General features: G+C 48.3%; 1 protein-coding gene. It reads right to left on the bottom strand.

The window, feature by feature from the left end; all coding sequences use genetic code 11:
- Positions 1-1,727, bottom strand: a 1,727-nt coding sequence (locus CSR02_RS04495) for an exodeoxyribonuclease VII large subunit (protein WP_143225536.1), incomplete at its 3' end; no start/stop codon positions are given.
- Positions 1,728-1,792: the final 65 nt, after the last annotated feature.

Raw genomic sequence — 1,792 nt, 5'->3', positions numbered from 1 at the left:
TTGAGTTGCTCAATATATTGTAGGGCATTTTCGAGAATTTTATATTTTATTTCTCTCACTAATGGCGGGACACATGTGATTGCTGTTGTGAGGTGTTCTTGCGTGTTGTTTCGATTCACATGGAGATGCCATTCGGCCATTTTTGCTGAAGTGCGAACAGAGTCTGTAATGCTGCTTGTGGTGTTATCCAGTGCAACAGCTATTTGGCTGATTTCTGCAGCAGGAGCTGAATAAATAAAGCTTAGCTGGGTCTGCATATCTCTTTCGACGGTTACAAGTGCATGCGTTGCTGTGCCACGGACTGTTTCTCCAATCTGTGCAAGTAAGGACTCTGCTTGGCTGAGAGTTCCTGCTGGCAAGCGGGTTATGTTTCCCTTGAGGGAGAGTATAGCTTCGCCCGTGAGGCGCATCTGGTCGTATGTCGCACCCTGAATATAGCGGGTCATGCGGTCGAGGCTTGTGGTCGCTTCGCCAATAATCCGTAAAGGTGCTGTTAGAGCGAGTTCGATACATTGGCGAAGACCACGGTCTGCATGATGGATCTGTGTTCCTGCGTCAGATGTAATTCGCGCAACTGCGGCGAGAATGTCTTTACTGGCCTTGTTTTGTGTTGCTTCGGCATTCAGAGCAATCTGGCGACTGATCTTAGCCACTTCCTGTCCTGACATCTCTGTTAACATCCGTACTGCTCGCGCATGATAATCAGAGATTTTACGAAGTTTTTCGTCTACAACGCGCGCGGTTTCACGGACATCTATCAAGGCTTGGGTTTGAAGCTCTGAAATATTAGTCGCATGTTTCTCGGCAATAGAAGATGTATTGAAGATGATATCCCGGTAAGAGCGATCAGCAATTAGCCCTGCGTTGCAGACTGTCGTACGAATATACTCAGCGACTTTGGATGGTGTATCGCAGGGGATGCAGGCAACCTCATCCAGTAAGGTGCGATCTCGTTGATGTCCGATACCCGTCATGATGGGTACTGGCATGTGACAAAGTGCGCGGGTCAGATTGTAATCAACCAGCCATGCCAGATCGCTTGACGCGCCTCCACCTCGGATGAGGGCAACTGCGCAATATTTCCCAGCTTTTGCGAGGGGAAATATCTTCCGGAGTACGGAAATAATGCCATCTGGCGCATTGGCCGTCTGAAAAGATGTTTCGTAATAGTCAAAGGTGACAAGATTGACGCGAGCGAGGATATCGGCCGAAGCTCTAAAATCACCTTGCCCAGCGGCTCCGGGAGGGGAGATGACGGCAACACGTTCAAAATCAGTTGGACGTGAGACTGAGCGATTTTTATCCCACAGTTTCTCTTGCACGAGGCGCTGGCGAATTGCGTCTATACGTGTCTTCAAATCGCCGAGTGTATAGCTCGGATCAATATCGACAACTTGTACCTGAAAACCATAGGCGGCTTGGAGATCAGCGCGCAGACGGACTAAAACCTTAATTCCTGTGGTAACGGAGAGCCCACTTTTAGCAAAGCTTTGTTGAATCTTTTCGTAAACCGCAGGAAAGCAGCCCCCTTGTGCTTTTGCGATTTGTCTACCTTGAGCGTCATGCTCAATGAATTCCATGCGAACAAATTTTGCACTGGGCGTAAGGCCATGCAGTTCGCAGCGAACCCAAGCATCTGGCTGGGTTCGTAAGAGTGCCTGAAGGTCATTAAGGTATGTTTGGAGTGAGACGCCATCATTGCGGACGCTCTCATGAATAACTGTCATCCTGTTTTCATTACCAAAAATTTTCAGGCTGTATGCAACTTACCAGCATTTTTTACGATCGTTAA

It is taken from the genome of Acetobacter pomorum, assembly GCF_002738225.1.
Taxonomy (GTDB): domain Bacteria; phylum Pseudomonadota; class Alphaproteobacteria; order Acetobacterales; family Acetobacteraceae; genus Acetobacter; species Acetobacter pomorum.
The sequence above is the reverse complement of the archived record's forward strand: the minus strand, read 5'-3'. Positions and strand labels throughout refer to the sequence as shown.